Source organism: Geobacter sp. AOG1 (assembly GCF_019972315.1).
Lineage (GTDB): Bacteria > Desulfobacterota > Desulfuromonadia > Geobacterales > Geobacteraceae > Geomobilimonas.
In genome coordinates this window covers 3,171,373-3,179,403 of record NZ_BLIZ01000001.1, presented here as the reverse complement: position 1 = coordinate 3,179,403, position 8,031 = coordinate 3,171,373, and the positions used below count along the sequence as shown (strand labels likewise).

Sequence of the window (8,031 nt, the reverse complement as noted above, 5' to 3'; positions counted from 1 at the left end):
GGGTCAGTGGCGGCATAGCCGGGACCTTCACCTACACCCCTGCAGCCGGGACCGTGCTGAACGCCGGCAGCCAGACCCTGTCGGTGGTCTTCACCCCGACCGACACGGTTACCTACAACAGCGCTAGCAAAACCGTCACCCTGACCGTGAACCCGGCCGCCGCTACGGTCACCCTGGGCGGGCTGACTGCAACCTACGACGGCACCGCCAAGAGTGCCACCGCCACCACCAACCCGGCCGGCAAAACCGTCAGCTTCACCTACAACGGCAGCGCCACGGCGCCGACCGCCGCGGGGAGCTACCCCGTCGTTGGCACCATCACCGATGCCAACTACACCGGGAGCGCCACGGGCACCCTGGTCATCGCCAAGGCTACCCCGAGCATAAGCTGGGCAACGCCGACCCCGGTCGTAGTCGGCACGGCGCTTAGCAGCACCCAGCTGAACGCCACGGCCAGCGTCGCGGGAACTTACGTCTACACCCCGGTCTCCGGCGCCGTCATGAACACCGCCGGCAGCCAGACCCTGTCGGTCAGCTTCACCCCGAACGATACAACCAACTACACCAATGCCACGGCCAGCGTGAACCTCACGGTGAATGCTTTAGTCAACCAGGCTCCGACCATGATCGCTATCCCGAATGCGACGGTCACCGCTCCCGCCGCCTTCAGCTACCAGGTCGCGGCAACTGACCCCGAGAACCAGAGTCTGGCCTACACGTTGAGTGGCGCACCTGCCGGCATGAGCATCAGTGGTGCGGGTTTCATCAATTGTCCGACAACGGCCGCGGGCAGCTACACCATTACCGTGACGGCAACCGACCCTGGAAACCTATCTGCCAGCAAGAGCTTTACCCTGACGGTCACTACTTCAACCAGCCCTGCGCCGGTCATAACGTCTGCACCGGTAACTGCTGCACTGGTTGATACGTCATACAGTTACAAGGTCTCTGCCTATGACCCCAATGGCAAGAGTCTGTACTATTCCTTGAGTGACCACCCCGATGGAATGGAGATCGGCGGTTCGACCGGCCTGATTACCTGGAAACCGTCCCACACCGGCACGTACAAGGTCACGGTAAGAGTGAGAAACAGCAGTTACTACAGTACAACGCAAAACTTCTACGTCACCGTTACCGAAGACGCCGTTTCGCCAACGGATCACACGCTGAAAATCACTTCAACCCCGGTTACCACGGCCTATCGAGGAAACACCTATGTCTATGCGGTGAGAGCGGTGGACTCTGCGGGTGACCCCCTCGTCTATTCCCTTACCTCCGCTCCTTCTGGCATGAGCATTTCTTCTGCCGGCATTATAACCTGGAAACCAACGTCCTCTCAGTACGGTTCGTACCGCGTTACGGTCCGGGTAAGTGATGGCAGCCTGTCGGCGTACCAGACATTCTATGTTTCAGTACGCAGCGGAGTGACGGACTATCACTATGAGTCCTTCAATCAGGGGCCTTGTTATTTACCGGTCAGGGTGGAAAGCATGCAGACGGCTGAAAAATCCGGTTTCGCTTCCTGAAAACGATCAGTGGCCCATTTTGCGGTCCTCGCAGCGCATGTCGTCGCAAATTTACGGTTAGGAGGCTTCATATGCTGACCAGATGGATCAGAACCTTTAAAAGCATCATCATTCTGTGTGCTGTCCTGGTCACTTCACTCATCGGTGTTTCGTTTGCTGCCTCAGTTCCCATGGTGACCGTTCTGACCCCCCCGGTTACGCAGGGCCTGGCCTCGCCGCTTCGGGTTGCCATTGACCCGAAGGGTGATTTTTATGTTTCTGATCCACGCATTGGCGGAGTTTCGAAGTTCAACTCTTCGGGCCAGAGGATGCTGGTGCTCGAAACCAAGGCGCCACCCCAGGGGATAGCTCTCAGTGATAATGGAAACCTGTTCGTGAGCCAAGGGGATTCTGTTGTTATCCTCGATCAGGGAGGAACGGTCCTGGGGAGACTTGGTTCCGGTATCGGCCAGTTCAAGAAAGCCAATGGCATTGCGGTCGATGCGGCCGGCTTTGTCTATGTTGTTGACAGCCTGGCCAACAATGTCAGGGTATTCAATTCCTATGGGCAGTTCGTGCGGACGATCGGCGCGACGGGAACTGCCGCCGGCCAGTTCTCCATGCCCACCGGTATTGCCTACGACAGGTCGGCTAACCAGATTGCGGTTGCAGATACGCAAAATGGCCGGATACAGTTCTTTAATGCAACGGGGAACTACAACTTCGTGAAAAGCATCGGCACGTTTGGTGTTGCGCCACTTCAGTTCAAAAGGCCTATTGGTGTTGCCTTTGAGTACGATGCAGCGGGCAAGCTGAGCCGCATGTATGTGGCGGATACCTTCCTGAACACAATTCAGGTGATAGATCCGACCGGAAGCGGCCAGTTTTTGGCGTACATCGGCAAGAACGGCTTAGCCAACGGTCAACTGATGATACCGATGGATGTTGCCTTCGATCAGGTTCAGAAACGGCTCCTTGTAGCCAATGGCTCCGGGTCACTGACCATGTACGGGATTGACGGCGGCGTGAACCCCGTTGTCACAGCCCCGGTGACACTGACCGTTGATCCGGTGCCCGCCAATGTCAACTCGGCAAATATTACCCTTAGCGGTGCGGTGGATTCGTCGGCGAGGGTCACGGTTATCACGAATAGCGCAGCGGTTGCTGCACCGGTTGTCTATACGTCGGCAACCAGCTGGAAGTGCAATGTAAGCGGCCTTGCGCCGGGAGATAACGTGCTGACGGTCATGGCAAACAACTCGACCGGCGGTGTCTCCAGACATTCGATTGGTATCGTCTATTCCCCCTGACGTTAGCATGACCTTTCAGGAGTTAATTATGAAAATACTATTTGTGTCGATGTTGTTTGTTTTGTTGATGGCATCGGGAACTCTGGCGGTCAACTCCCCGCACACAAATCTAACATGCACCGGCTGCCACAACACCATACCGATTGACCTGTCAAACACGACCGGCGTCAACAACCTTTGTCTCACCTGTCATAATCCCGGGATCATGACTAAGGGGTTCCTCCCCCAGGACATTGCAAATCCGTTCAACTCCACGGATTTGGGGTTGTATGTGTCAGGAGAGAAACAGACTTCCCATAACTGGGCGGCGCCGGTGAACGTGCCGGCTGCAGGGGCGGCTACGCCGGTCAATCCTGACATGCGGGCTCTCGTGGTGACCGGGAAAGGCGAGATAAGTTGCGCCAGTTGCCATAATCAACATGCTTCAAGCGATGCAAATAATCTTTTCCGTTTTGCCAATGACAGCGACCAGCTTTGCTTCGACTGCCATCGGTCGCGTAACCAGAGAAACGTCCAATCCGGTACCCATCCGGTCAACTTCAATTACACCGGCGCCACTTCCAAGGTAAAACTCAAGCCGACCGAATTCCTGAACCCGCCGGTCAACGCCAACCCATCCAATCCAACTTCGGCCATGCAACTGCCGAACGGCAAAGTAATCTGTTCAACCTGCCACGGTGTCCATTTCACCGATTCAAACTCAAGGACAATCGATGGGCCCGATTCATCCGCCTTTGGACTCCTGTCATCATCACAAGGCTACCTGCTGCGTACCGACATGCGGGGCGGAACTGCCAATGCTGTGAACATCTGCACCAACTGCCATACCGGCAAGCTGGCCCACAACCGCAACGGACAGAATATCCAGTGTGCAGACTGCCACGCCGGCCACGTCGACCCGGGTGACGGTACCGTCCCCAACGTCTGGCTCGTACGCCGTTACATGAACTACTCAGCAGGCATAAAGCTTGATTCCTACCGTCGGAAGGTTCTGGATCAGGCCGTCGGTGCTCAAAGCAATTGGGCTGGCCCGTTCGGGGTCTGCCAGGCATGTCACCCGGTGCCTCCCCCCGGTGGCAGTTTTCCCCCGGAACACGCAAGCACCGATCCGAATGTCTGCCGGTCATGCCATCCCCACAGCAGTACGGCCGGATCTTTTTCTGCAGACTGCACCGGATGCCATGGCTTTCCGCCGCAACAAAATACCGCTGGCGGGCCACTTGGCTATGCACCGGGATACGCCACGTCGGGGGTCTTCAAGGATGAGTCCAGGACTCCTCACCTGCCCCACGCAGGAAACGCACCCTATGCCTACAGCTGCTATGAGTGTCATGGCGGCAACAGGCATGCAACCGGCAACTTCCAGCAGGTGTTCATCGCAACGAACGGGACCATCGCCGCTACCGGCGGCGCCACCCCCACTTACAATACCACCTCGCCGGGGACCTGTTCCAGCACCTACTGCCACAGCAACGGGGCACCTGCAGGGGGGACTACGGTCTACAAGTCTCCGCTATGGGCGAACGCCAAAGGCAGCATCGTCGGCACGCCGGGCGAATGCAGTGCCTGCCACGATGCAATGCCACCAACCAACGCCCATCCTGGCCACCTCAGTGACGGCTTTGCCTGCGCCGTGTGTCACGCGGCAACAGTAAGCGGCACTGCGACTATCGTAAATAAGAACAAACATGTAAACGGCGTCAAGGACGTGCTTTTCTCCGGCACCGCGACGATCGGCAGTACCGGCTCCTACGACGGCACTGCGCACACCTGCACAAACCTCTACTGTCACTCCAACGGAAATCAGGGGGCACTGGTCTACGCCAATCCCGCGGCCTGGACCTCCGGTGTCAACTATGGCTGCAACGGCTGTCACGGCACGAGCAGCCCGATCGGCGCGCCCGATTATCCCAACGGCGGCGCTGGAACGAGCACGGCGAACACCCACAAAGCCCACGTGGCGGGGGCAACAGACACGACTGTCTGTTCCAACTGCCACTTTGCGACCGCAAGTTCGACCGCAGCCGGCATGTTTGTTCCCAGTTCCAGGCATCTGAGCGGCTCGGTCGACGTTATATTCAATCCTGCCACAGCAGGTTTTAGCGCTGCCTGGAACCCGACTACCGCTACCTGCACAAATATTGACTGCCATGGCGGCGCGCCGGCGCAATGGGGAAGCACCGCCGCCTGTCTTACCTGCCACGCTTTCGCCATCAGGGGGAGGGCAGCAATCGGCCCGCAGTTCAGCGGCAACTCTCACCACTCTCAAGGTGGCACGGTAACGGCGGCTCAGTGCTACCAGTGCCACTGGGAGGCGAACAGCGACGGCAGCATCAATCTCACCTATCACCATGCGAACACCCCCGGTGGGCCGGTGGAACTGGTTATCTACGGCACGGGAACGCGGCCTACAGCATATGCTGTGGGTACTACGGCAATTCCGTATACTGCCAACGGAACCAGAACCGAGATGGCAAAGATCAATACCCACTGTCTCGGTTGCCATAGTGACAAGAACAACGCAACTCAGCCGTTCGGCGATGGGAAAACCCCGAATGTCTACGCCTGGGACAAAACGAGCATTGCCACCAAATACGGTGATGCGGGCACCACAACCTGGGGCAAATACGCCGGAGGCAATACCTCGCCGAAAAATACGGTGACGAAGGCCTTCTCCGCCCACGGCAATGCCGCCGCCAATCAAGGCGGCTGGGATATCAACGAGACCTGGCCGAACACGACCGGGACAGTGGCCGTTGTATGTTTCGACTGTCACAACTCCCACGGTTCCAGCGTCAGCGGTACGACCACCAGCTATGCCAGCGCCACGGCCAATGGCGGTATACTCAAAGACACGGTAGCCGGAAAAGGTGGCTACGCCACGACGTATAAACCAACGGCAGGAGGTACTGCAGCGGAACACAACCTCTACAATCCCGGTGCAGGCCTCTGCTTCGACTGCCACATGAATGCTTCCTCAGGCATCACCCCTTGGGGATATAGCGCTACCTTCAACGCCACCCAGGCCATTATGGGCTTCCAGGACACCCCCTACTTCGGTGCTGGTCAGTTCGGATACCAACTCCGCAATCCCTATAAAATCAAAATCAACGTTGGCGGTCATTTGGCGGCAACTTCGCCGCTCTCGGCGACACCCTCCCACGCCATAGGCGGTCTTTGCACCCCGTGTCATGACCCCCACGGCGTCAGCCCGACGCTCGGCAGCAACAAGCCTTACGGGGTGCCACTTCTCAAGGGGACCTGGATGACCTCGCCCTACAAAGATGACAATGCCCCTGTCGATAATGCCACCTACGGCTACATTTCCGGCGTCAGAGGTGAGGAAAAACCGCGGCCAGCACCGGGTGCTTATACTGCGTACCTCCAGACAATCACCACTTCCTACAAAATTGATCAGAATACCTTCGCCTCTGGTTCCATCACCGAAACGGATCAACAGTTTGCCGGGCTCTGTCTGAACTGCCACGGGAAACAGACCCTGACGAACGGCGTGACCCATACCTGGAAGGATAAAAACCGGATTCACGAGTCGGTGAAGGGGTGGAAGACTGCCAACGCAACCATCAAGCACAATTACTCGTGCTCCAAGTGCCATGCGCCCCACAATGCGCAACTCCCCCGGCTGATGATAACCAACTGCCTCGATTACAAACACAGGGGGCGTGTGACGAACAATGCAAATCCGAATATCGCGTTCAGCGATCGTGGTGATGAGGGGAGCGGAAGCGGCCACATTCCCGGCATCTATTCCGGACGTAGTAATGAAAATAGTGGTGGCAGCTTAACTGACACAGGACCCGTGAACAGCAGCTTCTCCACCTGCCATGAGGGGAACACCGGTTCAGATACCGACCAGTACTGGAACGTGAAAACGCCGTGGACCAGTGGGGCTGCCACTTCCTTCCTCGCGTCTCCAGTGCTGATTGCCGAGCCCAATGGCATCTGTTCCAGTTCCTGCTCGGTGTCGCTGCAGTGGAATCCGGTGACCAACACGGGAGGCGGCTCCGTTCAATACTCGGTGCAGGTGAGCAGCAGTTCCACATTCGCAACGGTCAACTACTCATCGGGATGGATTTCTAATACCAGCTGGTTGGCAACGCTCGGCAACGGCACCTGGTACTGGAGAGTTCAGGCCCGTGATTCCCGCACTACAACAACGGTTTCAGCTTGGTCAACCGCGGACTTTTTCACCTTATCGTCAACCGCGCCCCCTTCCATGCCGGTGCTGATTGCCGAATCAGATGGCAGCTGTTCCGGGTCTTGTGGAATCCAGCTGCAGTGGAATCCTTCCACAAACCCAAGCGGCAACGGAGTGCAGTACTCCATACAGGTAAGCTCCGACATCTCCTTCTCCACGGTCAACTACGCATCGGGATGGATTTCCGGCACCAGCTGGACGCCAACCATGGGAACCGGCACGTGGTTCTGGAGGGTTCAGGCTCGTGACTCAGTCAAAACATCAGCCCTTTCGCCGTGGTCAGCCGCGGACTCCTTCTCGTTATCAGCACCGCTGCCTTCTAGTGCCCCGACAGTGCCGTCGCTGATTGCCGAGCCAGATAGCACCTGTTCGGGGTCTTGCGCAACAACGCTGGCGTGGAATGCTTCGACCATCTCCAGCGGCACCATCCAGTACTCGGCGCAGGTCAGTTCCAGTTCATCCTTCTCGACCGTCACGGCATCATCCGGATGGACCAGCGCCACAAGCTGGACACCGAACCTGGGTGTCGGCACCTGGTACTGGCGCGTCCAGGCCCGCAACGCAACCAGTACATCGCTCGTTTCGTCCTGGTCGACAGTCGACAGCTTTGTCATCGCAGCCCCGGCAACAGCCAATCCACCAACAGCACCAATTCCGGTCGCAGAACCGGATGGGAGGTGCTCTAACTACTCAGGTTGTTCAATCGGTCTGGCGTGGAGTCCCTCCACTAACCCGAGCGGTGGGTCGATACAGTACCTGGTACAGGTCAGTTCCAGTTCCTCGTTCTCTTCCATCAAGACTCAATCGTCCTGGCAGACCGGAACCAGCTGGAATGCTATGTTGCCGAGCGGGACCTGGTACTGGCGCGTCCAGGCCCGGGATGCAACGAGCCAAAAAACGTCACCTTGGTCCACGGTCGATTCCTTTGTGCTCAGTCGTTATTAAAGGGCGGTCTGATTCCCGACAACAACGGAAAGGAGGGTGAACAGATGAAAAA

The 8,031-nt window shown here is 57.7% G+C and carries 3 protein-coding genes; all 3 read left to right on the top strand.

Features of this window, described 5'->3' with window-relative positions:
* Positions 1–1,526, top strand: a 1,526-nt coding sequence (locus tag LDN04_RS14495) for a putative Ig domain-containing protein (protein ID WP_223912101.1), incomplete at its 5' end; no start/stop codon positions are given.
* 71 nt (positions 1,527–1,597) lie between these two features.
* Positions 1,598–2,815 carry an NHL repeat-containing protein gene (locus tag LDN04_RS14490; RefSeq protein WP_223912098.1) on the top strand — a complete coding sequence of 406 codons (1,218 nt, stop codon included), beginning with the start codon at positions 1,598–1,600 and terminating at the stop codon, positions 2,813–2,815.
* Between the two features lie 28 nt (positions 2,816–2,843).
* Positions 2,844–7,979 (top strand): CxxxxCH/CxxCH domain-containing protein, encoded by a 5,136-nt coding sequence (locus tag LDN04_RS14485; RefSeq protein ID WP_223912096.1) that lies wholly within the window; start codon positions 2,844–2,846, stop codon positions 7,977–7,979.
* The last annotated feature ends 52 nt before the right edge of the window (positions 7,980–8,031 follow it).

Excerpts from the sequence above, each read along its gene's own strand:
- LDN04_RS14490 (WP_223912098.1), top strand. The coding sequence starts at position 1,598 with ATGCTGACCAGATGGATCAGAACCTTTAAAAGCATCATCATTCTGTGT.
- LDN04_RS14485 (WP_223912096.1), top strand. The coding sequence starts at position 2,844 with ATGAAAATACTATTTGTGTCGATGTTGTTTGTTTTGTTGATGGCATCG.